Below are 25,275 nucleotides of genomic sequence, written 5' to 3'. Positions count from 1 at the left end.
CCGGCCTTCACGCCGCCGGGCCGGACAGCTGCGGCGGAGTCCTGCGGATCGAATGGATCGCTCATGGGGAAAGCCTCAGCGCTCATGGTGCGCATGCTCCGCAGAAGGCCCTGCGGATAAGAGTGGGGCGAGCTTCAGCGCCGCGTCCTTGAGTCGGGGCACGGCCTTCAGCAGGTCGTTCAGACTCGCGCGCGCGGTCGGCGCGTGAATCGCCAGCGAAGCGAGCACGTGCCCGTCGGTGGTATCTCGCACCGGCACCGCGACCGCCACCATGCCGCGCACCAGTTCCTCGTTGTCGATGCCGATACCGCGCACGGCGAGGCGGTCGAGTTCCGCCTCCAGCAGATTCAATTCCGTCAGCGTGCCTTGCGTTCGTCGCTCCAGCGTCAGCCGCGCGAGCACGAGGCGGCGTTCGGCCGGCGGCATCTGCGAGAGGAACAGTTTGCCGCTGGCGGTGCAGTGCAACGGCACCCGCGTGCCGGGCTGCAAATGCAGCCGCAGCGGTTCAGTGGTCTCCACGCGCTCCAGATAGAGCACGGTGTCGCGATCGAGCGCGGTGAGGTTGCAGGTCTCGCCGAGCGCATCCACCAGCGAGCGCAGCAGCGAACGGCAGGCCCGCCCAAACGTGTTGTTGGACAGCGTGGTGAGCGCGAGTTGCGCCGCTTTCGGCCCCAGCGTGATGCCGCGATCCGTGCCGCGCGAGTCGGGCAGATGCGTGACGTAGCCTTGAGCTTCGAGCGATTCGATCAGCCGCATCAGCGTCGCTTTGGGAATGTGCAGGCGCAGCGAGAGTTGCGATAGCGAAAACGGCTGCCCCGCAGCCGCGAGTTGTTCGAGCACGGCCAAGGCGCGCAAAGCCCGTGAGTCCTCGGCCACGGATTCGCTGCGCGGCGACGGGCAGTGTGCTTGCATACGCTTCCTTGCTCCCGATCAGTAACTGTCCAGCGTCCGCGTGCGCTGCGCACGCCGGTCGGCAATTTCTAAAAGTGAAACAAAAACAGCTGTTTCTGTTTCACATGCGCCGATATTAGCGGGAATCTCTTGAACAGGAAACCGGCTGAACATAAATTTCAACGAAACATACCGGTTTTTATAAAAGATGCAGGAGACACTTCACATGGCAGACCGATTCGACTTTGTGGTCGTCGGCGCGGGATCGGCGGGTTGCGTGCTGGCCAACCGGCTTTCCGAAGGCGGCCGCTACTCGGTATGTCTACTCGAAGCCGGCCCCGCCGATCGCTTCATGTGGATTCATATCCCTATCGGTTATGGCAAGACGATGTTTCACCCGGTCTACAACTGGGGCTTCTATACCGATCCCGATCCGAACATGCACAATCGCCGGCTCTACTGGCCGCGCGGCCGCACGCTGGGCGGCAGCAGTTCGATCAATGGTCTGATCTATGTGCGCGGGCAGAAGGACGATTACGATCACTGGGCCAGGCTCGGCAATCGTGGCTGGAGTTGGAAAGACTGCCTGCCGTATTTCAGGCGGCTGGAACACAACGAATTGGGCGAAGGCCCGACGCGCGGTGTGGACGGCCCGCTGTGGGCCTCGACGATCAAGCAGCGGCACGAACTGGTCGACGCGTTTATCGCGGCCTCGAATTCGTTAGGCGTGGCAACCATCGACGACTTCAATACGGGCGATCAGGAAGGCGTCGGCTACTATCAGCTGACTACCCGTCGCGGCTTCAGGTGCTCGACCGCCGTGGCTTATCTGAAGCCCGCGCGGCAGCGCAAGAACCTGCGTGTGGAAACCGACGCGATGGCGTCGAAGATTCTGTTCGAGGGAACCCGCGCCTGTGGCGTGCAGTATCGGCAACACGGCGAGTTGCGGGAAGTGCGCGCCAGTCGCGAAGTCATCCTGACCGCGGGGGCGCTCCAATCTCCGCAATTGCTGCAACTGTCCGGCGTGGGACCGGCCGCGCTGCTGCGCGAGTTCGGCATTCCTGTGGTCGCGAATCGCGCGGGCGTCGGCGAGAACCTGCAGGACCATCTGCAAATCCGCCTGATCTATGAAGTGACGAAACCGATCACGACCAACGATCTACTGCGCTCGTGGACGGGGCGCGCCAGGATGGGGCTGCAATGGGCGCTGATGCGCGGCGGTCCGCTCGCGGTCGGCATCAACCAGGGTGGCATGTTCTGCCGGGCATTGCCGGAGGAATCGGCGACACCGGACATTCAGTTCCATTTCTCGACCTTGTCGGCTGATTCCGCCGGCGGCAATGTTCACGACTTTCCTGGCTGCACTTACTCGATCTGCCAGTTGCGCCCCGAATCGCGCGGCGTGGTGCGCATTCGCAGCGCGGATCCGCGCGAAGCGCCGTCCATCCAGCCGAACTATCTGGACACCGATCTGGACCGGCGCACGACGATCGCCGGCGTGCGTTTCGCGCGCCGCGTCGCGGCCGCGGAGCCGATGGCGTCGCTGATGAAACGCGAGGTGCGGCCGGGCGCGCACGCGCAGACCGACGATGAACTGCTGGACTTCTGCCGCGAGTACGGACAGACAATTTTCCATCCATCTGGTACAGCAAAGATGGGCGCGGCCGGCGATCCGCTCGCGGTGGTCGACGAGCGCCTGCGCGTGTACGGCACGCAGGGGCTGCGCGTGGTCGATTGCTCGATCATGCCGACGCTCGTATCGGGCAATACGAATGTGCCGATCGTGATGGTGGCCGAAAAAGCGTCGGACATGATTCTGCATGACGCAAGCGGCGTTGATCGTGGTGTGGCGACGACGCCGGCGGCGAAAGTGGCCGCGTAGCAGGTGCAACACGACGGCGGGCATGGTCCGCCGCAATACGCAGCCGCGAGCCGTCCGGTGAATGGGCGCTTTGCGGTCTGCACATAAACCGCCCCGGAGGAGACAACTGGGGTTATCGGCCGGCCGCCTGTCGACACAGGCGGGACGGCCCTCCATTGAGGAGCTGCTGCTATGGCAATCGATCCCCGTGCTATCCGCCGCGTTGCGTTCGCCAGCGTGATCGGCGCGACCGTCGAATGGTATGACTTTTTTCTTTACGGCGTTGTCGCCGGCATCGTTTTCAATAAGCTCTATTTTCCGGCTAACGATCCGCTGGTGTCGACGCTGCTTGCGTATTCGACGTTTGCGGTGGGATTCGTGACGCGGCCACTCGGCGGCGTGATATTCGGCCATTTCGGCGACCGCATCGGTCGCAAGTCGGCGCTGATCCTGACACTCATCATCATGGGCATCTCGACGGCAGGCGTCGCGTTCGTGCCGACCTACGCGCAGATCGGCATCTGGGCGCCGATCCTGCTATTGTCGCTGCGCGTGCTGCAAGGCATCGGGCTCGGCGGCGAATGGGGCGGCGCGGTCTTGATGGCGTATGAATATGCCCCTCCGGCACAGCGCGGGTTATACGCGAGTCTGCCGCAGATCGGTCTGTCGATCGGGTTATGCCTTGCATCGGGAATGGTGGCGAGCCTCTCGCGTTTGCTGCCCGAAGCGGCGTTCCTGTCGTGGGGCTGGCGGATCGCGTTCGGCGCGTCGCTCGGTCTGGTTCTGATCGGCCTTTATATTCGCGCCAAGGTGATGGAAACGCCCGAATTCATCGCGCTCAAACGCAATCGGCGCGAAGCGAAGATTCCGTTCGTCGACATGATGACGCGCTATCGCGGTTCCGTGATGCTCGGCATGGGCGCGCGTTATATCGACGGCGTGTTCTTCAATATCTTCGCCGTCTTTTCGATCGGCTACCTCACGCAACATGTCTCGATGAGCCGCACCGACGCGTTGCTCGGCGTAATGATCGCGGCCGGCGTGATGTGCTTTTTCATCCCGCTGTTCGGCAGCATGTCCGACAAGCTCGGCCGTACGCGCGTTTATTTCTGGGGTTCGCTGATTTGCGGCTTATCGGTGTTTCCGGCTTTCTGGCTTATCGAAATGCAGCCGGCCAACACGCTGTTGATCTGGGCTGCGATCGTGGTGCCGTTCGGCATCTTCTACGCGATGGTATACGGTCCGGAGGCGGCATTGTTTGCCGAACTATTCGACGCTGAAGTGCGCTATACGGGTATCTCGTTCGTGTATCAGTTCTCGGGCATTTTCGCGAGTGGGCTCACCCCGATCATTGCGACGATCCTGATGCGACTGAACGGCGGCAAGCCATGGACAGTGTGCGCGTATGTGCTGTTCTCGGCCTTGATATCAGCGCTTTCGGTGCGTGCGATCGAAAGAAAGCGGGCGGGCTCCTTCGACGCGGTCGTCCATGCAAGGTCATAACCCGCGCGGCGTCACTCCCGAAACGTCTTCGCGGTCTCTTCCGCCGCGTAGCGCAGATCGGGCACGAAGGCGAGCAGGTCGTCGAGCGTGACTCTTCCCACCGGCGCCTGCACGGCAATTGCCGCGCAGGCGCGATTGCGATCCAGCATCACGGGCACGGCAATCGCGATCAGCCCTTGCAGATGTTCCTGATTGTTGATTGCAAGCAGCCGGCGCCGGGTGGTGCTCAGTTCCTTGCGCAACGCGTCGCGATCGGTAATCGTTCGCTCGGAATAGCCGCGCAGCGGCAGCGTTTCAATGACGCGCTCGCGTCGGTCCTTCGGCAGAAAGCTGAGCAACAGCTTGCCGCTCGCCGAGCAATGCAGCGGCACATGTGAGCCCGGCTGCAGGTGCATGCGCAGCGGCCACTCGGTTTCGACGCGATCCACGTAGACGACATCGTTGCCGGAGAGCATGGTCAGATTGCAGGTCTCGCCGATTTTCGCCACCAGTTGTTCGAGCAGCACGTGGCGGGCGGCCGCCGGTCCCGCATGCATCAACACGTTGACGGCGAGCATGCGCACGCGCGGCGAACATTCGTAAAGACGGTCGCCCGCGCCACGCGTGACGAGCCACGCATCCATCAGTTGCACGAGGATCCGGTGGACGGTCTGCTTGGGCAGGCCGAGCGCGTTGACGAGTTCCGTCATCGAAAGCGGGCCGCCCGCTTCGGCAAGCGTTTCGAGAACGCGAAACGCGCGCACCGCAGCTGCATTCGACTGGTTTGACGTCGACATTCCACTTCCTCGTCCGCGTGTTCACAGGGTTGATTTTGCATCGACTTCATTGTTTTTCGGGACTATGGAAAGTACCGAATTTTGCGTTTTCCGATGCGGGCAAACGCACTGCAATGGATAGCTCGAAAAACGGGACTTCGCCCAAAGCACCGCTGGCTAGATTGATAGCACTGCGATCAATCTATTCACGCGGAGCGAACCCATATGAACGTCAGAGCCACAGGAATCGAAATCGCGGGGCACCATGCGGACGGCGAAGCCGAGCGCATCGTTGCAGCGCTCGTTGCGAGGGCACGCGCGGCGCAGCGCGCTTTCGAGAATGCGGGGCAACAGGTGCTCGACACCGCCGCCGCAGCCGCCGCATGGGCCATCATGGAGCCGGCGCGCAACCGGCAACTGGCGCAATGCGCCGTAGACGATACGGGTCTCGGCAATGCCGACGACAAATTCCGCAAGAACTATCGCAAAACGCTGGGCCTGCTGCGCGATCTGCACGCACAGAAGACCACCGGCGTGATTGCCGAGGACAAGGAAAACGGTATCGTCGAAATCGCGCGAGCCGTCGGCGTGGTGGCGGCGATCACGCCCTCGACCAATCCGGCGGCGACGCCCGCCAACAAGATCATCAACGCGCTCAAATGCGGCAATGCGGTAATCGTCGCGCCGTCGCCCAAAGGTTACTCCTCCTGCGCGCTGCTGGTTGGGTTCATTCATGCGCAATTCGCCAAAGCGGGTATCGACGCCGACCTCGTGCAGATGCTGCCCGCGCCGATCAGCAAGGCGGCGACGGCCGCGCTGATGCGGCAGTGCGATCTGGTCGTGGCGACCGGCTCGCAGGCGAACGTGCGTATGGCGTATGCAAGCGGGACGCCTGCGTTCGGCGTGGGCGCGGGCAACGTCGCTTCGATCGTGACCGCGTCTGCCGATCTGCATGATGCGGCGCGCAAGATTCTGCACTCGAAAACGTTCGACAACGCAACGAGCTGTTCGTCGGAAAACAGCATCGTGATCGAAGACGCCATCTATGCACCGATGCTCGCCGAACTCGCCGCGTGTGGCGGCGTGCTCCTCGACGCTGCCGGGAAGGCCCGTTTGCAAGCGGTGATGTGGGTCAACGGCAAGCTCTCCGAACAATGCACGGCGAAGTCCGCGGAGGTGATTGCGCGCGTAGCGGGCCTCGACGAAGTGGCGGCGCGCCACCCCAAATTTCTGATGGTGGAAGAAAGCGGCGCGGGCAGCGACTATCCGTTCTCCGGCGAAAAACTCTCGCCGGTTCTTGCGGTGTATCGTGCCGCCGGCTTCGATGCGGCGGCCGAAGTGGTGCGCGGCATCTATACGTATATGGGAGCCGGTCACTCGGTCGGACTGCATTCGAGCGATGCGGCGCAAGCGGTCCAGCTCGGGCTCACATTGCCCGTGGCGCGCGTGATCGTGAATCAGGCGCATTGCCTCGCCACGGGCGGCAACTTCGATAACGGCTTGCCGTTTTCGCTGTCGATGGGCTGCGGCACGTGGGGGCGCAATAACTTCTCCGGCAATCTGGGCTTTCGCCACTATCTGAACACCACGCGGGTCGCCTATCCGATCGAAGAGCGCGTGCCGGAAACGGACGAATTGCTCGGTGACTTCTTCGCGAGGTACGGCCGATGAACACGCCCGCCACGATTCGCGCACTGATCGACGAGCGCGCCGCGCAGCATCCGGACAAGCCATTCCTGCTGGCCGCACTCGACGACGATGAACCGACGGTCCCCGACCGGCGCGCGACTGTGCTGACGTTTCGCGAATTGCGCGACGACTGCCGCGTGCTGGAGACACGCTTCAGTGAAGCCGGACTGCGGCCGGGCGAAGTCATTTCCGTGTTCATGGGCAACGGCATCCAGACCGCCCGTCTTTTGCTCGCGGCCATGTACAGCGGGCTCGTCGCGAATCCGCTCAATCTGCTGTGCCAGCCCTCGCAAGTGCGCTATATCGTCGACCACTCCGATACGCGGATGATCTTCGCCGGACGCGACACGCACGCGGTAATCGATACGGCCGTCGCCGAGTTGCGCACCGCGGGGCTGACCCGCGAGATCGCGTTGATCGAGACCGACCCGGTGCAAGCCGAGCCGCCTTCTCTCGGCAGGCGCGAGCCCGCTCTGGCTGAAACGGGCGCGCCTATGGCGGCCAGGTCCGTTACAGCCGCGCTGGCACCCGCGTCCGCGACGCGCGGTCCACAGTACGCGCCGGACAGCGCGCCGGCGCATGAGCCGGCCGCTGACGACGTCGCGTTGCTGATGTACACCTCGGGCACCACGGGCACGCCCAAAGGCGTTCTGCTGACGCATCGCAACCTGGTTGCCAATGCCCGCAACATCAGCGTCGAACACCGCCTGAGCCCCGACGATCGCGTGCTTGCATCGTTGCCGCTTTATCACATCAACGGACTTGTCGTGACCTTGCTCGCGCCACTGTTCCATGGCGGCTCGGCAGTCATGACAGCGCGCTTCTCCGCGCGGACGTTCTGGCGCGATGTCGCGCTTCATGCCTGCACATGGATCAACGTGGTGCCGACCATCGTCGCCTATCTGCTCAATGCCGACGAAGCGTGCACCTACGATCTGTCGGCGCTGAAGTTTTGCCGCAGCGCGTCGGCGGCTTTGCCCGCCGATCATCATCGCGCGTTCGAAGCGCGCTTCGGGATCGGCGTGATCGAAACCATGGGTATGACGGAAACCGCCGCACCGGTTTTTAGCAATCCGTATGAAATGGCCCGGCGGCGTATCGGGAGCATCGGTCTGCCTTCGGGTGGCGAGGCGCGGGTGATCGACCGGGCAGGCCGTGAGTGCGCCGCCAACGAATGCGGCGAACTGGTGTTGCGCGGCGAGCAGGTGATGGGCGGCTATTACAAGCGGCCCGAGGAGACGGCGGCGGCATTTACCGCGGATGGCTGGCTGCGCACCGGCGACCTCGGTTATCGCGATGCGGACGGTTATTTCTACATCAACGGCCGCGCCAAGGAACTGATCATCAAGGGCGGCGAGAACATCGCGCCGCGCGAAATCGACGAAGCGTTGTTGCGGCATCCCGATGTGCTGGATGCCGCTGCGGTCGGTGTGCCCGATCCGGCCTACGGTCAGGAGATCGTCGCCTTCGTGGTGCCGCGTCTGAGCGGCGGACGGGCCGCACCTGATCCGGCGGACCTGCGCGAACACTGCGTGCGCGAGCTGGGTCGCTACAAGACGCCGAAGGAGTTCCGTTTCGTCGACGAACTGCCGCGCGGCCCTTCGGGCAAGGTGCAGCGCCTCAAGCTGGTGCCCACTTGACGGCGCGCCGCCGGTCGGCGGCGGCAAGCGCGGGCCGGGTCACGGCACCGGGCGCAACGCGGTAGATCGTATGGCCGGCAAGGCCGCGGTCGTTACACATAAAAGAGACAGCCAACCTTTGCATGGGATCAGGGTAAGCGCCCACGCGCCAGCTCTGGTCGACAGGAGACAGCATGGAAACCCGTATCCGGCGTGTCAAGACACGCCATATCATCCTGGCGGTCATGTGCCTGATGTATTTCATCTCGTACATCGATCGCGTGAACATTGCCGTGGCCGGTCCGTTGATCCGTCACGAGATGGGCCTCACGACCGTTCAGCTCGGCCTGGTGTTCTCGGCCTTCGCCTATCCGTATGCGGCGATGCAAATTGTTGGCGGTTGGCTCGCCGACAAGTTCGGTCCGAAACTGGTGCTCACGGTGCTGTCGTTGATCTGGGGCGTGGCCACGCTGGCTACGGGCTTCGCGGGCAGCGTCACGATGCTGGTCCTGATGCGCTTCGCGCTCGGTGTCGGCGAAGGCGGCGCGTTTCCTACCGCGACACGCGCCTTTACTTACTGGATGCCGGTCGCCGAGCGTGGCTTCGCGCAGGGCATTACCCACAGCTTCGCGCGTCTGGGCGGCGCGGTCACGCCGCCTCTCGTACTGGCCGTGGTGGCCACGGGCGGCTGGCGCGATGCGTTCATTCTGCTCGGCATCGCGAGCCTCGCGTGGACCGTACTTTATCTCTTCGTATTCACTAACTCGCCGGAGCAGAACCGGCGCATCACGCCCGAGGAAACTGCGGAAATCGGCTACCGCGCCGGCGATTGCGACCGCGCGAAGCACGCGGCTACACCGTGGCGCAAACTGGTGCGCCGGATGTGGCTCGTCACCTTTGTCGACTTCTGCTATGGCTGGCTGCTGTGGGTCTATCTGACCTGGCTGCCGTCCTATCTGCGCGAGTCGCGCGGATTCGATCTCAAGCAATTGGCGCTTTTCACCGCGCTGCCGCTGCTCGCGGGGGTGGTCGGCGACACGCTCGGCGGCGTGGTGTCGGACAAGCTCTACAAGATCACCGGCCGTTTGCGCTTCGCTCGCTGTGCGGTGCTGGTGGTGGGCATGGGCGGCTCGCTGGTGTTTCTGCTGCCGATGGTCTCCGCCACTGATCCGCTCACGGCCGTGTGGTTCCTGTCGGCTTCGTTCTTCTTCCTTGAAATCACCAACCCCGTGCTGTGGACTTTGCCGCTCGACATTGCCGGCAAGTATGCGGGCACGGCCGGCGGCATGATGAACACGGGCTTCGGCGTGGCGGGGATGGTGTCGCCCGTGGTATTCGGCTATCTGATCGAGAAGACCGGCAGCTACAACGTGCCGTTCAATATCTCTGCCGGCCTGCTGGCGGTCGGTATCGTGGCGGCGCTATTCATCGACACCGGCAAGACCGTCGAGGCCGACGAGGAGCGCGAGCGCGCCGCCGGCGGAGAACTCGGCGGCATGGCGTCGTTCCTGCCGGCGGGGGCGGCGGTGCGGCTGGAGCGCCATCACTTGCGCCGGCCGTTGCGGTGGCGCAAGTGAAGCAAGAAACTGAAGCAGGCAACTGAAGCAGGCAACCGAAGCAAGGCGGCGGCTAGAGGCGCGCCGGCCCGGATCATCTGGCCGGCTTGAGCGCGCGCAAGCGCCAGATCAGGCTCGACGTGTCGAAGCGGTTGCCGCCGAGCGATTGCACGTCGGCATAGAACTGGTCGACGAGCGCCGTCACCGGCAGCGACGCGCCGTTGCGCTTCGCTTCGTCGAGACAGAAGCCGAGGTCCTTGCGCATCCAGTCGACGGCAAAACCGTAGTCGAACTTGCCGTCGATCATGGTCTTGCCGCGATTGTCCATCTGCCAGCTGGCCGCCGCGCCCTTGCCGATCACCTGCAGCACGAGCGGCATGTCGAGGCCCGCGAGCTGGCCAAAGTTGATCGCTTCGGAGAGCCCCTGAACCATGCCGGCGATGCAGATCTGATTGACCATTTTCGCCAGTTGCCCGGCGCCGACGGCACCAATCAGCGTGACGGCCGCCGCGTAGTGCGCGAGCACCGGCGAGGCCTGCTTGAAGATGGCCGGCTCGCCGCCGCACATGATCGTCAGCTTGCCGTTCTGCGCGCCGGACTGACCGCCGGATACAGGCGCGTCGATGAAGTGCAGACCTTTCCGGCCCGCGATCTCAGCCAGTTCGCGCGCGACGTTCGCGGACGCTGTCGTGTGATCGACGAACGCGGACCCTGAGGCCATGCCGGCAAACGCGCCGTCGTCTCCGAGCGTGACGCTGCGCAGATCGTCGTCGTTGCCGACGCACGCGAGCACCAGTTCGGCGCCGTCCGCGGCTTCCCGTGGGGTGCCGGCCGCGCGGCCCCCGTACTCGGACACCCATTGTTGAGCTTTCGACGCGGTCCTGTTGTACACGGTCACGTCGAGGCCCGCTTTCGCGAGATGGCCGGCCATGGGGTAGCCCATTACGCCGAGGCCGAGAAACGCGACACGGCGAACGGTGGATGGGGCGGGCTGTGCGATGGGTTGATTCATTGGGGCTCCATAAGCTGGGCTGGGTTGGGGAGGGTGGGGTAATTATCAGGGTGCGGCCGTCCGGGCAGCCCCGAAGATGACAAAAATCTCATTTTTCCACCATGTTGGCACTGCGGCAGCGCCGTAGCATCGGTCGCACCTGGTCAACGGTTCACCTACCTATGCTCACGCGTCACCTTGCTGCCGTTCTTGCGCTTGCTGCGGTGAGCACGGCTTACGGAGAGCCGGCAACATCCCTTGCGCCGCCCAGTCCACCTGCGCCGTCGACTGCCCAGGCCGCGGCGCGCGAGAGCCCCGCCTTGCCGCTCGACGAGGCGCTCGGGATCGCGGCCGGGAACAACCCGTTGCTTCGCGGCGCGCGCGCCGACGCGGATGCGTCGAGCGGGACGTTCATGCAGGCGGGCGCCCGGCCCAACCCACAGATCTCGCTGCTGCAGGAGGGGTTCGGCGGCACCGATCGCACATCGACGGCGCTGTTCAACCAGACCGTCGAACTCGGCGGCAAGCGTCAGGCTCGGCTCGACGTCGCGTCCTATGGGCGCGAAGTGGCGCTGGCATCGCTCGACGCGCGCGGCGCGGCCCTGCGCGCGGACGTCATCGCCGCGTTTTACGGATTGCTCGCGGCTCAACGTCAGCTGCGGGTCGCGCAGGAGTCCGCCGAAATCGCGGCGCGCTCGGCGGAACTGGCGGAAAAACGCGCGCGGGCCGGCAAGGTGTCGCCGGTGGAGGCGACGAAGGCGCGGGTCGCCGCGACCGGCGTGCAGATCGAACAGGCCAACGCCGCCACGCGGCTGACGATCGCAGCGGAGAAGCTCGCGAACGTGACGGGCAGCCCGCTCGTGCGAGGACGCCCGGTGAGTGGCGACATTGAAAGCGTGCCGGCGATCGGGGCGCTTTCGCAACTCCTGCCTCACCTGTCCGACGCGCCGCTTGCGCGCGCCGCAAAGGCGGAGACGCTGCGGGCCAACGCCGCGATTTCCGTGGAGCGCGCAAAGCGCATCCCCGATGTCACGTTCAGCGTGGGCATGAAGCGCGTCGTCACGGGCGGCGTTCCCGGCAACCAGGCGGTGGTCGGCGTGTCGATTCCGCTTCCGATTTTCGACACCAACAAAGGCGCGCTGCTCGAATCGGTTCACAAAGCCGGGAAGGCGAGCGCCGACTTCGACAGCGAAACCGCCCGCTTGCAGCTGGAGCTGACGCAGGCCTACGCCAACTACGAGAGATCGAATCTGGAAGCACGGCGCCTGAAAACCGACGTGCTGCCAGCCGCGCGTGAGGCGCTCGACGCAATGTCGCGCGGCTACGAACTCGGCAAGTTCGCCTTTCTGGATGTGCTGGACGCGCAGCGCACGTTGTTCCAGAGCCAGTCGCAATACGTGCAGGCACTGGCCGACGCGCACTTTGCCTACGCCGACATCGGCCGGATTGTCGGCGTGCCGCTCGCCGACGTCTCCTCGCGCAACACCGCGGACCCATCGCCACGCTTACCGTGAAGGACTTGTCATGCCGCGCAGAAAACTCATCATCGCCATTGTGGCGACCTTCGGCAGTGTGAGCATCGCGCTCGCCGCCTTCGCGTTGACGCGCGAGTCGTCGAATGCTGAAGGCGCTTCGGGGGCCGCGCACACTTCAGCGGCAGCGCAGGCTTCGCCCGGCCGCAACGGAGGCACGGTTCTCGGCAACGGCGCACTATCCGTCGAAATCGTGCTCTCCGAGAAGCCGGGGGACGCGCGCCTCGTCGTCTATCCTCTTATCGACGGCCAGCCGGCGCACAAAGGCGTCGCCGTGTCGGGCTCCATCACTCGCTACGACGGCTCGAAGCTGCCACTCCCGTTCGTGCCGGCAGGCCAGAAGTGGACCTCCGCCGAACCGATCGGCAAGCCTCACGTATTCGACGCAACCATCGACCTGAAGTGGCGCGGGCAATCCGCGTCGTTCGTTTTTTCCCAGGCCGATGGCGCGATCGCGCTCAGTGCGGCGCAAATCGAGGCGGCCCAGATTCGCCTCGGCGAAGTCGGTCCTGCCCAGATTCTCACGACATTCCAGCTGCCCGGCGAAATCCGCTTCAACGAGGATCGCACCGCCCACGTCGTGCCGCGTGTGGCGGGCATCGTGGAACGGGTGGGTGTGTCGACCGGCGAGCAAGTCGTGCGAGGGCAAGTGCTGGCGGTCATTGCCAGCACCGATCTTGCCGATCGCAGAAGTGAGCTGCTCAGCGCGGAGCGCCGACTTGCCGCGGCGAGAACTTCGTACGCACGCGAAAAGACCTTGTGGCAAGAGCGTATCTCGGCCGAGCAGGACTATCTGCAGGCGCAGGTGCAATTGCGCGAAGCCGAGATCGCCACGCAGAACGCCCGCGCGAAACTCGCCGCGCTGAATGCGCCGGCGTCGGCGGACGCATTGAATCGCTACGAGTTGCGCGCGCCGTTTGCCGGCACCGTAGTCGAAAAGCATGCGACGCCCGGCGAAGCGATCGCGGCGGACGCCAGGCTCTTCGTTCTGTCCGACCTCTCCTCCGTGTGGGCCGAGATGGCGGTGCCGGCCCAGCGTTTGAACGATGTGCGCGTCGGTCGCGACGCCACCGTCAGCGCCACCGCATTCGAGTCGACATCGAGCGGTCCGGTGGCCTATGTCGGCGCGCTGCTCGGCGAGCAAACCCGTACCGCGCCGGCGCGCGTGGTACTGCCCAATCCCGACGGAGCGTGGCGGCCGGGCATGTTCGTCAATGTGTCGGTGGACGCCGGCCGGCAAAGCGTGCCGCTTGCCGTGGCGGCCGATGCGTTGCAAGACATCGACGGCTCGCCCGCCGTTTTCGTGCAATCGCGCGGTGGCTTCGTCGCTCAGACCGTTCAGACCGGACGCCGCGACGACAAGGTCGTCGAAGTCGTGAGCGGACTTCGGCCGGGTCAAAAGTACGCCGCTTCGAACAGTTTCGTCCTCAAGGCTGAACTCGGAAAAGGCAGTGTCGAGGGACATTGACGCCCTGACGCCATGATGCGCCTCGCACCCGCCCTGGGCAGGCCGCGCTCCCGTCACCCGGTTCCAAAGGACCATCTCCATGTTCGAGAGACTGATTCGCTTCGCCATCGCGCACCGTTGGTTAGTCATGCTGGCCATTGCCGCTGTTGCGGCGGTCGGCGTGTACAGCTATCAGAAGTTGCCTATCGACGCCGTGCCCGACATTACCAATGTTCAGGTTCAGATCAATACCTCCGCGCCGGGTTATTCGCCGCTCGAAGCCGAGCAACGCATCACGTACCCGGTGGAGACCGCGATGGCCGGTCTTCCCAATCTGGCGCAGACGCGTTCCATCTCGCGCTATGGGCTGTCGCAGGTCACCGTGATCTTCGAGGACGGCACCGACATTTACTTCGCACGTCAGCTCGTCAACGAAAGGATTCAGGAAGCCAAAGACAAGCTGCCGCCGGGAGCCACGCCAGCAATGGGTCCGACTTCCACGGGGCTCGGCGAGATCTATCTGTGGACAGTCGAGGCTGACGCGTCGGCTGTCAAGCCTGACGGAACCCGTTACACGCCCGCGGACCTGCGCGAGCTTCAGGACTGGGTCATCAAGCCACAACTGCGCAATGTGCCGGGTGTCACCGAGGTGAATTCCATCGGCGGTTTCGTGAAGGAGTTCCGGGTCGCGCCGAATCCCGCCAAGCTCATGTCCTATGGCTTGACGCTGGCGGACGTGGTGCGCTCGCTCGAGCGCAACAACGACAACGTCGGCGCCGGCTACATCGAAAAACGCGGTGAACAGTATCTCGTGCGGGTGCCAGGCCAGGCGCGCTCGGTGGACGACATTTCCAATGTCGTACTGACCAACGTGGGCGGCGTGCCGGTTCGCATCAAGGATGTCGGACAGGTGGATATCGGCCGTGAATTGCGGACGGGCGCCGCGACCTCGAACGGCGAAGAGGTGGTGCTCGGCACCGTATTCATGCTGATGGGAGAAAACAGCCGCACCGTTTCGAAGGCCGTCGCGAGCCGGATGGACGACGTGAATCGCACACTGCCCGCGGGTGTGCGCGCGATTCCGGTGTACGACCGCACCGTTCTCGTTGAGAAGGCGGTGCAGACGGTGAAGAAGAACCTGCTCGAAGGCGCGGTGCTCGTGATCGCCGTGCTGTTTCTTTTCCTCGGCAACCTGCGCGCCGCGCTGATTACAGCGCTCGTCATTCCGCTTTCCATGCTGATCACGTTCACCGGCATGGTCAACGCGAAGGTGAGTGCCAACCTCATGAGCCTGGGCGCGCTCGACTTCGGCATCATCGTCGACGGCGCGGTGGTGATCGTGGAAAACTGCGTCAGGCGGCTCGCGCATGCGCAGAAGCTCGCCGGCCGGCCGCTGACCCGCGAGGAGCGTTTCGCCGAAGTGTTCGGTGCGTCGCAGGAAGCGAGGCGCGCGTTGATATTCGGTCAACTGATCATCATGGTGGTCTACTTGCCCATCTTCGCGCTCACAGGCGTTGAAGCGAAAATGTTTCACCCCATGGCGATCACCGTCGTGATGGCGCTGGCCGCCGCGATGGTGTTGACAGTCACCTTCATTCCTGCTGCTATTGCACTGTTTATCGGCAAGCGCGTCGAAGAAAAGGAAAACCGCTTGATGGGCTGGGCGAGGCGGCTCTAACGAACCGCTGCTCGCCGCCTTCATGACGCGTCCGAAACGGGTGTTTGTCGGCGCGGTGGTGATCGTCACGTTGAGTACCGGGCTGGCGGTGCGCCTTGGCAGCGAATTCGTCCCGAGTCTGAACGAGGGCGACCTCGCCGTCGCCGCGCTGCGCATTCCGGGCACGAGTCTCTCCCAGTCGGTCAGCATGCAAAAGGCCATTGAGAACACGTTGAAGCAACGGTTTCCGGAAATCGAACGCGTGTTTGCCCGCACGGGCACGGCCGAAATCGCAGCGGACCCGATGCCGCCCAACCTGTCGGACGGCTACATCATGCTCAAGCCGACGGACCAGTGGCCCGATCCGAACAAGCCGCGCGAGAAGCTGGTGGAGGAGATCGAAGCGGTGCTCGCAGAGCTGCCAGGGAATGCGTATGAATTCTCTCAACCCATTCAGCTTCGCTTTAACGAATTGATCTCGGGGGTGCGCAGCGACTTGGCGGTGAAGCTCTTTGGCGACGAGATGGCGGTGCTCAACGGCACGGGCGAGCAGATCGCGGCGGCATTGCAGAAAGTGCCGGGCGCCGCCGAAGTCAAGGTGGAGCAAACCACAGGCTTGCCGGTTCTGACCATCAACGTCGAGCGCGACAAATTGGCGCGCTATGGCGTCACGGTCGGCGACATTCAGGACACGGTCGCGGCGGCGGTGGGCGGCAAGAAGGCCGGTACGCTGTTCCAGGGCGACCGGCGCTTTGATATCGTGGTGCGGTTGCCGGACGAACTGCGTTCGGACATCGCGGCGATCAAGCGGCTGCCGATTGCGTTGCCGTCTGCGTTGCCGTCTGCGTTCCCGTTTGCGTTCCCGTTTGCGCCGTCGTCCGCGTCGGCGGCAGGCGGTGGCGTGCCCGTCGTCCACGCGCCGTACGTGCCGCTCGCCGAACTGGCCACGGTCGAGCTCGCGCCGGGTCCGAACCAGATCAGCCGGGAAGACGGCAAGCGGCGCGTCGTGGTGAGTGCGAATGTCCGGGGCCGCGATGTCGGCTCGTTCGTGGCGGATGCGCGCGAGCAGATACGGCAGGACGTGCAGGTGCCGGCGGGCTACTGGTTGTCGTGGGGCGGACAGTTCGAGCAGTTGCAAAGTGCGAGCGAGCGCCTGAAGCTGGTCGTGCCGCTGTCGCTCTTCATGGTGTTTGTCCTGCTCTTCATCATGTTCAATAATGTTAAGGATGGCTTGCTGGTCTTCACCGGTATTCCATTTGCATTGAGTGGCGGCGTGCTGTCGCTCTGGTTAAGGGACATTCCGCTTTCCATTACCGCAGCGGTCGGGTTCATTGCGCTATCGGGCGTCGCGGTGCTGAACGGGCTCGTCATGATTGCCTTCATCAGAAATCTGCGGGAGCAGGGCGTGGAGCTGGACGCGGCGGTTCGTGAGGGCGCCGTGACGCGTCTGCGGCCCGTCTTGATGACGGCCCTCGTCGCCTCGCTCGGGTTCTTGCCCATGGCCTTCGCAACCGGCACGGGTTCGGAAGTGCAGCGCCCTCTGGCAACGGTGGTGATTGGCGGCATCCTGTCGTCCACGGCGCTGACACTGCTGGTTTTACCCGTGCTGTACCGAACCGCTCACGCGTCGTCGTGGCGCGCCGTTGCCGTGAGCCGGCTGGCGCAAGCCACGCCGGGTCGGATACTGCGCCGGCTTGGCTTTTTCTAGAGGTGGTTCGCATGCGGATTCTGTTAGTGGAAGACGAGCCGAAGACCGGCGCCTATCTTCGCAAAGGCTTGTCGGAGGCGGGATACGTCGTCGATTGGGCCGAAGACGGCGTCACGGGTCAGCACCAGGCGGAGTCGGAAGACTACGACCTGCTGATCCTCGACGTGATGCTGCCGGGACAGGACGGCTGGACGCTACTGAAGAATCTTCGCCGCACACGGTCCACGCCGGTGCTGTTTCTCACCGCACGCGACGACGTGGGGGACCGCGTCAAGGGGCTGGAACTCGGTGCCGACGACTATCTCGCGAAGCCGTTCGACTTCGTCGAACTGGTGGCGCGCGTCAGATCGATCCTCAGGCGCGGAAAGCCACGGGAATCCATGTCGCTGCAGGTCGCCGATCTTGAACTGGACCTGACGCGGCGCAAGGCGACCCGTCAGGGCGACGTGATCCTGCTGACCGCGAAGGAGTTCACGCTGCTGTGGCTGCTCATGCGCAAGGAAGGGGAGATCCTGCCCCGCGCGACGATCGCCTCGCAGGTGTGGGACATGAACTTCAACAGCGATACGAACGTGGTGGATTCGGCAATCAGGAGGCTGCGCTCCAAGGTCGACGACGCCTATGAACCCAAGCTCATTCATACGGTGAGAGGCATGGGATACGTGCTGGAAGTCAGAGGCGGTAGCAATTAATGAGAGGCGCGGTGTCAAGAACGCTCCAGTCGCGGCTGACTGTCCTGATCATTCTGTCGACATCGGTCATTCTCGCGTTGAGCGGCCTCGCGCTGTATGGCGCGCTGCGCAGCCGCCTGGAGTCCACCTCGACGGAGCTGATGTCCGGCACGTTGGCGGCGCTGGAGTCGCATCTGGCCGGCAGTCAGAACATCGAGGATATCGTCCGCGACGCACAGACGTGGATCGACTTGCTGCACGGCCACCAGAACATGGCGATCGCTGTCTACGATACGGCGGGCCAACGCCTCGTCAGCACGCCTGGGTTTCAGTCGTACGCGCCGATTCTCGCAACCCGCGCGAGCGAGGCCAGCACCGAACTGACACGCGCCGACCTGAATCTTCGCTACCTCGTCGCCATGGTGCCGCTCGACGCCGCGACGGGGCGGTGGGTGCGCATTGCCGTTCAGTACGATAGAACCAATGACCGGGCGCTGTTGCGGGCGCACGCCTATACGGCGGTCATCATCGAAGTGTTCGGTGTGATTCTCGCCGCCGGGTTCGCCTACGGGATCGCCACGCTGGGCTTGCTCCCGCTGCGCAGGCTGGCGGCCCAGGCGGAGGCGATGTCGACCAGCCGCCTCGCGCAGCCTTTGCCGGAACTCGATGCGTCGGGAGAATTGAAGGAGCTGGAGCAGGCCTTCAACGGCATGCTGGCGCGGCTCGACGAGTCGTTCACCCGGCTCAGTCAGTTCTCCTCCAATCTGGCGCACGATATGCGCACGCCGCTAACCAATCTGCTCGCCGCCGCTCAGGTGGCGCTGTCGCAACCTCGGACCGCGGAGGACTACCGCGACGTGATCGAATCGAGCGTGGATGAGTATCAACGACTGTCGCGCATGATCGAGGACATGCTGTTCCTCGCGCGCTCGGAGCAGGCTGATGCGGCCTTGTCCCTGCGCGCGCTCGACGCAGCCGCGGAAGCCGAACGCGTCGCCGGCTATTACGAGCCGATGGCCGAAGACGCGCAGGTGAGGATCGAGGTGACGGGGCAGGGTACGGTGCATGCCGATCTGCTTCTCTTTCAACGGGCGCTCAGCAATCTGCTGTCGAACGCGCTCGTGCAGGCGCCGAAGGGCAGCACCATCACTATCGACTGCAAGGAAGAGCCGAATTCAACCACGCTGACCGTGTCGGACTCGGGACCTGGTATCGAGGCGCATCATCTCAAGCGCATCTTCGAGCGGTTTTATCGTGTCGACCCTTCGCGGCAAGGCTCGGCCTCGGGTACGGGGCTTGGTCTTGCGATCGTGAAATCGATCATGAACAGTCACGCGGGACACTGCGGGTGCGAGAGCCAGCCCTACGTTCGAACCCGCTTCTGGTTGCGTTTTCCCCGGCGTCACGACCTGAGCATGCCGGTGACCCGCGGCGCCGTGCGCAAGGATTGAGAGAACGCGTTCGGCGGCACACTCGCAATCAGACGCGCCGCCGGGTCACTGCTCCCGGCGGCGCGCGCGGCTATCGGGCCGCGATGCTGTCGTGATGATCCACCGGCGGTGTCGTTTCGCCCGCATGCCAGGTGATGGCGTGCAACTCCTTGTTGCGGGCAATCCTGTCGGCACTGGGCGGATATTGGGTCTTGCTGTTTGGAATCACACCGTCATGCTGAGCCTGAACCAGTTCCTGGTTCACCTGAGCGCGGGACTTGCCTTGTGCCTGCGCAACCTGAGAGGCCGCGCCGATCATCGTCACGACGACGACGCATAGGGTGTAGAGCTTGGCGTTCATATTGAAAACCTCCTTAGTGATGACCACCGGTCGGCGATCCATGAGCGCAGTATGGATCGCAGGCGGTGTGCCATCGTGACCGCGACATGAGAAAACTGTCACGTGCCGGCATATCGAAGCAGTGATAACTGCTGCGGCCCGCATGAGATTTTTGTCATGTCGGCGTGAGACTGGCGGCGACCTTCGTGGAGCACGATGACACGTCTTCTGTCACGAGCGTCCGGGCGGCGAAACATGCGTGCATTCACGTTGAAGTATTCCCTCGCGGCCTTCCTTGCCGCGAGTCTCGCCGGATGTGCGAGTAACAGTGGCAAGTCGCCGGCATCCGCGAGCATATCGACCTCGACACAAACGGCGGAGCCGCCGAATCTCGCGCCGGGCGAGCAGATCGACTATGCGGGCCATCGCTGCGGCAATCCGAATCTGTATGTGAAGACGCATCTGTGTATCTTCCCGCGTCGATAGTGCTGTCGGCGTGACTGGCCTCGTATGGCAGCCGTCGCGTTCACGCACGCCGCCGTTTTCACGCATGCCGCGCGGATCTTGTCGGAGGAGTGCGGATACAGGCCTTCGGCAAATTCGCCGATCTCATGGCGCGAAACTCGACCCACCACCGTTTCTCCAGATTCGGAAACAATCCTCCCCACTGGCGGCCCTTACTCTCGAGGGCTCACCTTTCTAGACTGTCATCACCGAGTTGCGAACAGGGTTGTTCGTAGCAGGACAAAGCAAAGTCTGGAGGTAGAGTCATCATGAAGTCGCTTATTCAAGCCGTTGTAGTTGCCGCTGCTCTTGCCGCGCCGGTTGCCGTGTTCGCTCAATCGAACCAGCCGCTCACGCGTGCGCAGGTGCGCGCCGAACTGATCGAACTGGAGCAGGCGGGTTACAACCCGGCGCGCGGTGAAGATCCGACCTATCCGGCCGATATTCAGGCCGCTGAAGCCAAGGTGGCGGCACGTCATGCCGCGACAGGTTTCGGCGGTAGCACGAGCGGCTCGTCGGACGCGGGACGTCCGGCTGTTTCCAAAGCGGACTGGAATGCGATGTACGACCATCCGTGATGTGCGTGATGCGTGAGACTGCGAGCCCGCGCTGCTAACGGCGGGATCGCAGTCATGCCGAAACGCATGCTGTTTCTAGAGGCCTGCGTGCCCGGCAACTTCGTCGACCAGTTCGGCGATGTCGTGAACGTCCACCGTGCACCCATCCTTGTTTGTGACGCCACGCCCCCACGCCTGTACATGCACGCCCGGCGTCAGATACTCGACGAGTTCGCTGGCGGCATGCGGCGGCATACGCAGCGAGGTGCCGTCTTCCAGCAGCGCGCCGCGCAGTTCGCCCTTCGGCCCATAGAGCGGCATGATGACTTCGCCTTGCACGTCCATCGGTTCGCCGTGGTGTTCGTGGCCGTGTTCATGCTTCGGGCCATGATCGTGAGGCGCGGGGCCTTCGTCGACGATCTCGGCGCCTTGCCGGGTTGTCAGTGAGACCGCGGCGATCAGATCGGCGCCGCGCGGTTTCACGCCGCGTACGCGCACTGTGTCGCCCGGTGTGACGTGGCGTGTGATCTGTTTGCCGAGATGCGGCGGAAAATGCACCTGTTGTTGCACACCGTCCGCGTGCTGAAGAATGAAGCCGTCGGCATCGCCGTGCGGGTTGAGCAGAAACAGCACGACTTTGCCGCGCGTTTCGGGCAGGCAGGCGGGATCGATCCAATGCATGGTGAAGCTCCTCGTTCGAATGATGGATTGGGATTACCTGGGCAGGTCGCCGTAAAGCACCGTGAGATTGCCCGGCGTACCGAACGCGGTCGCCTGCAGCGATTCACCGTAGCGATTACGTGTGCCATAGCCTTGCGCCGCGACCATTGCGCCCGGTTGCAACAGGTTCGTGAATCGCGCGGCCGCGGCCGGCGTGAGCTTGATGACCGTACCGTCGATGAGAAGCACACCGTCGGGCTCGCCGCGCGGCGCGCTGGTGACGCGCAGCACGCGGCCCGCGGCGTCGAGCTTCACCAGTCCGACACCGGCGAGCGATTTCGGCAGCCGTTGCGCATCGGGCGGCGGCGGTTGATCGACAATGCTGCGGCCGCTTTTCGTGTCGGCGATCTGGCCGGCGCGCAGCGTTCCGCTCGCCTGCGCGAAGCCATTCACATTGACGCTCGCGCCGGGCGCGATCGCGGCAGCCACCTGAGTGCCCAGATGCGGCGGGAACCGGACGAGCGTGTTGTCAGCGAGCAGCATGCCGTCGACATCGCCCTCCGGATTGATCACGAAACGCCGCACTACGCCGCTTACTGTTGTGGGAACGCCATCACGCGGGCCGGCGAGTGGTGGCGGTGGCATGGGTGCGTCGGCGGCAGGCGCGGGTGGCGGCATCGGTGCGTCGGATCTCGGCGCGGGTGGCGGCATCGGCGCACCGTCCTGGGCTCGCGGCACGGGTTGGGCAGCGCAAGCTGCGGTCGCCGCAATGACAGCGAGCGCGGCCGCTGCGCGCGCGATCGGGTTGAGATGGTTCATCGTTGGCTCCTTCGACTGCAATGTCGTACAGGAGTATTCGCAACCACTGTGCCATGCCGCTAAGGCTTGTTGCATAAGGCTTTGCGCTGTGCCATGCCAGCGTTGCCGTCGTCTCGCTGGACAGCCGGTGTCAGCCGGCTGGACACCGGCGAGCGCTTCAGCCGAGCTTGTAGGCGGCGATCTTCGTATAGAGCGACTGACGGCTGATGCCGAGGCGGCGCGCCGCCTCAGCGCGATTGCCCACGGTCTGCTGCAATGCGCGTTCGATCGCGGCGCGCTCCAGCCATTCGATCGCCTGCGGCAGCGGCAAATCGAGCAGCGCGGTCGGAATCTCGCTCACGCCGGCGCGCGGCGCATTGAGAAAAGCCAGATCGTCCGCGGTGACGAGCGGACCGCGCGCGAGTGCGGCGACTCGCTCCATCGCGTTCTTCAACTCGCGGACGTTGCCGGGCCATGCATAGGCGAGAAGCCGCCGCTCGGCATCGCCGCTCAAGGTCCGCGCCGGACCGGCAAGATGCGCGGCGGCTACGAGAAAATGCGCGGCGAGCGGGAGAATGTCGTCGGGACGATCTCGCAACGGCGGCAGGTGAATCGGAATCACGTTGAGCCGGTAGAACAGGTCCTCGCGAAAGGTGCGCGCCGCCACTTCCGCTGCGAGGTCGCGGTGCGTCGCGGCTACGATCCGCACGTCGATAGCGACGCTTGCGTTGCTGCCGACCGGCGTGAGCGTGCGTTCCTGAATCACGCGCAACAGCTTGGCCTGCATCGGCAACGGCAGGTCGCCGATTTCGTCGAGAAACAGCGTGCCGCCGTTCGCCTCGGCGATGCGGCCGGCTCGCTGCGTCACCGCGCCCGTGAACGCGCCTTTGGCGTGGCCGAATAGTTCGCTCTCCAGAAGTTCGGCGGGAATCGCCGCGCAGTTGATCGCAACGAACGGCGCATGCCGGCGCCGCGACGCATCGTGCAGCACGCGTGCCGCGACCTCCTTGCCGGTGCCGGTTTCGCCCGTGATCAGAACGGTCGACTCCGTGGCGGCAGCGCGGCCGATCTGCTTTTGCGCGTCGCGCAACGCTTCGCTGTTGCCCAGCAGGCGAGGCGTGCCGGCGTCGCCGGTTTCCTCGTGCGACAGCGGCAATGCCGGGCCCGGCGAGCCGCGATTCGAGGCTTCGATCTTGCCGAGCAGGGATGCGATGGCGTCGCGCCCCACCGGCTTGGTCAGGTGCTCGAAGGCGCCGAGCCGCATCGCGTGAATGGTGTTGTCGCTGGTGGCGAAGGCGGTCAGCACGACTACCGGCAATGTCTCGCGCGCCGGCATCGCGCGCAGACGTTCGAGTACTTCGATGCCGCTCAGGTCCGCCATTCTGATGTCGAGAAACATGCAGTCCACGCGCGCGTTGCCTGCTAACACGGCGAGCGCGTCGTGGCCGCTGCCGGCTTGCGCGACGACATGGCCAAGGTCGCCCAGCGTTTCAGCCAGGCTTTCGCGGAAGGCGTCGTCGTCGTCGACGATCAGGATGTGCGCCATGGGATCTCGATCACAAAACAGGCTCCGCGCTCGCGCGCTTCGTAAAAGGCGCTGCCGCCATGCGCGGCAGCGATCTCGCGTACCACCGCAAGGCCGAGCCCCGAGCCGGCGACGTGGCCGGTCACGAACGGCTCGAAGATGCGCTCGCGCTCGGCGGGAGGCACGCCGGGACCGTCGTCGGCGACTTCGATTCGCAGCGTGTCGGCCGCGCGCGCCGCGCTCAGCGTTACATGGCCGCCGGATGGCGTGTGGCGCAGAGCGTTGAGGATCAGATTATCGATCGCGCGCGCCAGTTGATCGGCATCGAAAGTAGCTTGCGCGGGAAGGCCGTCCGCGTAAGCCAGCGCCAGTGCGATGCCGGCCCGCGCCGCCGCGTCATGATGCCATTCCACGCGTTCGGCGAGCCATAGGCGCAAGTCGACACTATGGGCTTCGATCCGCACGGGCTGGGTCAACGCCAGCAGACCGGAAAGCTGGCGCTCCACGCGCTGAATCTGTTCGAGGATCGTGCCGAGGGCGCGCTGTTTGCGTTCGACGTCGCCGTTCAGCGCGTTTTCCGCCTTGAGCCGCATCGCGCCGATCGGATTGCGGATCTCGTGCGCCATTTGCGCGGAGAAGCGGCCGATCGCCGCGAAGCGTTCCGCGGCCGCGAGCTGCGTATGCAGTTCGCCGGCTTGCTGCTGCAACGACGTGGCACGCGCGCCATAGGCGTTGAACGCCTGGACGATCTTGTCGAGGTCCGGCTCGCCCGTCGGCGCGATCGGCGTGAACAAGTCGGCGGGCCGGCTCAGGCTGGCTTCGATGCGCGCGAGGTTGGCGCGCCAGCGACGCAGCAGAACGCCGAGCGTGATCGCAATCCCGACGATCACCGCCAGCAGCACCGCGAGCGTCGTGACGAGCGTCTTGCCCGAGGACCCAAGCGGTGGATGCACGCGCGACAGCGTCCAGGCGAAGAGGCCTTCCCGATGCGGCACCGGACAGGCGGTGACGATCACGGCGTCCTGCTGGCCTTCGACGAAATCGGATGCCGCCGCGCGGCTGGTGGACGCCGCGCGCAGCGTGCGCAGGATCAGCGGCGTCTCGGCATCGGGGATGTCGCGTTTGATGCCGCTGCCCTGATAGGTCGGAAACGCGTAAGCATCGAAGCTGCCGCGTGCCGCGTTGTCCGGCCGCCAGAAGCCGCCTTCCACGCCCTCCATCTGCGCGAGCACGATGTCGAGGATCGCGTGCATCAGGTCCGTGTTCGGCGGGGCGAGCGGGACGGGCGGCGTGGCGGCGGGCAGAGTCCCGGTTTGACCGGCGCGCGGCGCGGCGGGCGGCTGGGATGTGCGGTCGATCGACAGGTCGTAGCGCGACCCGATCGTCTCGCAGCCGGCCAGCCCCTGCTGCCGCGCAAGCCCGATCTGGCGGCCGAGATTGGCCTGCGCCATGAACCAGACGAGCCCGATCAGGACCGCGCACATTATCGCGACCAGCAACCAGAAAACCACCAACTGACTGGCGAACGATAAGCGTCGGGGAACTGCGGTCATGAGTGCGCCGGGAGGGATGGGAGCTAAA

The 25,275-nt window shown here is 64.6% G+C and carries 19 protein-coding genes and 1 pseudogene; 12 read left to right on the top strand and 8 right to left on the bottom strand.

All coding sequences use genetic code 11. The annotated features are described in order from the left end of the window. Positions 1–75: 75 nt before the first annotated feature. On the bottom strand, positions 76–912 hold the full coding sequence (locus AC57B1_RS05805) for an IclR family transcriptional regulator (RefSeq protein WP_408342304.1): 837 nt from the start codon (positions 910–912) through the stop codon (positions 76–78). A 205-nt stretch (positions 913–1,117) separates the two neighbouring features. On the opposite strand from AC57B1_RS05805, the gene AC57B1_RS05800 reads away from it, so the two are divergent. Further along, positions 1,118–2,773 carry a GMC family oxidoreductase gene (locus tag AC57B1_RS05800; RefSeq protein WP_408342306.1) on the top strand — a complete coding sequence of 552 codons (1,656 nt, stop codon included), beginning with the start codon at positions 1,118–1,120 and terminating at the stop codon, positions 2,771–2,773. Positions 2,774–2,944: 171 nt separating this feature from the next. Continuing rightward, the gene (locus AC57B1_RS05795) at positions 2,945–4,255 is read left to right on the top strand and encodes an MFS transporter (protein ID WP_091806976.1); all 1,311 of its coding nucleotides are present in this window, start codon (positions 2,945–2,947) and stop codon (positions 4,253–4,255) included. 11 nt (positions 4,256–4,266) lie between these two features. Here the strand turns inward: AC57B1_RS05795 and AC57B1_RS05790 are convergent, their stop codons facing one another. Beyond that, positions 4,267–5,031, bottom strand: a complete 765-nt coding sequence (locus tag AC57B1_RS05790) for an IclR family transcriptional regulator (protein WP_091806977.1) — start codon at positions 5,029–5,031, stop codon at positions 4,267–4,269. A 204-nt stretch (positions 5,032–5,235) separates the two neighbouring features. Between AC57B1_RS05790 and sauS the strand changes: the two genes are divergently transcribed. The 3 genes from sauS (at position 5,236) to AC57B1_RS05775 (ending at position 9,895) form a co-directional block, all read left to right on the top strand. Further along, positions 5,236–6,681 carry an acylating sulfoacetaldehyde dehydrogenase gene (gene sauS, locus AC57B1_RS05785; protein WP_496416934.1) on the top strand — a complete coding sequence of 482 codons (1,446 nt, stop codon included), beginning with the start codon at positions 5,236–5,238 and terminating at the stop codon, positions 6,679–6,681. Then, entirely contained in the window at positions 6,678–8,339 is a 1,662-nt protein-coding gene (locus AC57B1_RS05780) for an AMP-binding protein (RefSeq protein ID WP_496416933.1), read from the top strand. Before sauS ends, AC57B1_RS05780 begins: the two co-directional genes overlap by 4 nt. A gap of 173 nt (positions 8,340–8,512) precedes the next feature. Beyond that, positions 8,513–9,895 (top strand): MFS transporter, encoded by a 1,383-nt coding sequence (locus tag AC57B1_RS05775; protein WP_496416932.1) that lies wholly within the window; start codon positions 8,513–8,515, stop codon positions 9,893–9,895. 73 nt (positions 9,896–9,968) lie between these two features. Here AC57B1_RS05775 and AC57B1_RS05770 read toward each other — a convergent pair whose 3' ends face one another. After that, positions 9,969–10,886, bottom strand: coding sequence for an NAD(P)-dependent oxidoreductase (locus AC57B1_RS05770; protein ID WP_496416931.1), 918 nt, complete (start codon positions 10,884–10,886; stop codon positions 9,969–9,971). Positions 10,887–11,047: 161 nt separating this feature from the next. Here AC57B1_RS05770 and AC57B1_RS05765 point away from each other — a divergent pair, with 161 nt between their 5' ends. The 5 genes and pseudogenes from AC57B1_RS05765 (at position 11,048) to AC57B1_RS05745 (ending at position 19,331) form a co-directional block, all read left to right on the top strand. Continuing rightward, complete coding sequence (locus tag AC57B1_RS05765; RefSeq protein ID WP_496416930.1) at positions 11,048–12,379, top strand: TolC family protein; 1,332 nt, start codon at positions 11,048–11,050, stop codon at positions 12,377–12,379. Between the two features lie 10 nt (positions 12,380–12,389). Then, positions 12,390–13,865 carry an efflux RND transporter periplasmic adaptor subunit gene (locus tag AC57B1_RS05760; RefSeq protein WP_496416929.1) on the top strand — a complete coding sequence of 492 codons (1,476 nt, stop codon included), beginning with the start codon at positions 12,390–12,392 and terminating at the stop codon, positions 13,863–13,865. Positions 13,866–13,944: 79 nt separating this feature from the next. Further along, positions 13,945–17,209, top strand: a pseudogene (locus AC57B1_RS05755) (efflux RND transporter permease subunit). Between the two features lie 11 nt (positions 17,210–17,220). Beyond that, on the top strand, positions 17,221–17,901 hold the full coding sequence (gene irlR / locus AC57B1_RS05750; protein WP_091806989.1) for a heavy metal response regulator transcription factor IrlR: 681 nt from the start codon (positions 17,221–17,223) through the stop codon (positions 17,899–17,901). Next, positions 17,901–19,331, top strand: coding sequence for a heavy metal sensor histidine kinase (locus AC57B1_RS05745; RefSeq protein ID WP_496416928.1), 1,431 nt, complete (start codon positions 17,901–17,903; stop codon positions 19,329–19,331). The genes irlR and AC57B1_RS05745 overlap by 1 nt, the downstream gene beginning before the upstream one ends. A 70-nt stretch (positions 19,332–19,401) precedes the next feature. On the opposite strand, the gene AC57B1_RS05740 is transcribed toward AC57B1_RS05745, so the two are convergent. Continuing rightward, a complete protein-coding gene (locus AC57B1_RS05740) occupies positions 19,402–19,671 on the bottom strand; it encodes a DUF4148 domain-containing protein (RefSeq protein WP_496416927.1) in 270 nt (89 codons plus the stop codon). 234 nt (positions 19,672–19,905) lie between these two features. Between AC57B1_RS05740 and AC57B1_RS05735 the strand changes: the two genes are divergently transcribed. Continuing rightward, positions 19,906–20,136 carry a hypothetical protein gene (locus tag AC57B1_RS05735; protein WP_408342322.1) on the top strand — a complete coding sequence of 77 codons (231 nt, stop codon included), beginning with the start codon at positions 19,906–19,908 and terminating at the stop codon, positions 20,134–20,136. Between the two features lie 287 nt (positions 20,137–20,423). Continuing rightward, positions 20,424–20,732, top strand: coding sequence for a DUF4148 domain-containing protein (locus AC57B1_RS05730; protein WP_408342324.1), 309 nt, complete (start codon positions 20,424–20,426; stop codon positions 20,730–20,732). A 75-nt stretch (positions 20,733–20,807) separates the two neighbouring features. Here the strand turns inward: AC57B1_RS05730 and AC57B1_RS05725 are convergent, their stop codons facing one another. The 4 genes from AC57B1_RS05725 to AC57B1_RS05710 form a co-directional block, all read right to left on the bottom strand. Beyond that, entirely contained in the window at positions 20,808–21,392 is a 585-nt protein-coding gene (locus AC57B1_RS05725; protein ID WP_496416926.1) for a hypothetical protein, read from the bottom strand. A gap of 33 nt (positions 21,393–21,425) precedes the next feature. Continuing rightward, positions 21,426–22,190, bottom strand: a complete 765-nt coding sequence (locus AC57B1_RS05720; protein WP_496416925.1) for a hypothetical protein — start codon at positions 22,188–22,190, stop codon at positions 21,426–21,428. Between the two features lie 157 nt (positions 22,191–22,347). Then, positions 22,348–23,715: a sigma-54-dependent transcriptional regulator gene (locus AC57B1_RS05715; RefSeq protein WP_496416924.1), complete on the bottom strand. Its 1,368-nt coding sequence runs from the start codon at positions 23,713–23,715 to the stop codon at positions 22,348–22,350. After that, entirely contained in the window at positions 23,700–25,247 is a 1,548-nt protein-coding gene (locus tag AC57B1_RS05710; protein WP_496416923.1) for a sensor histidine kinase, read from the bottom strand. Before AC57B1_RS05710 ends, AC57B1_RS05715 begins: the two co-directional genes overlap by 16 nt. Positions 25,248–25,275 lie beyond the last annotated feature (28 nt).

The sequence above is a fragment of the Paraburkholderia sp. BGA-UO-ETr-F21 genome (assembly GCF_059567925.1).
This window is presented reverse-complemented; position numbering and strand designations above follow the sequence as displayed.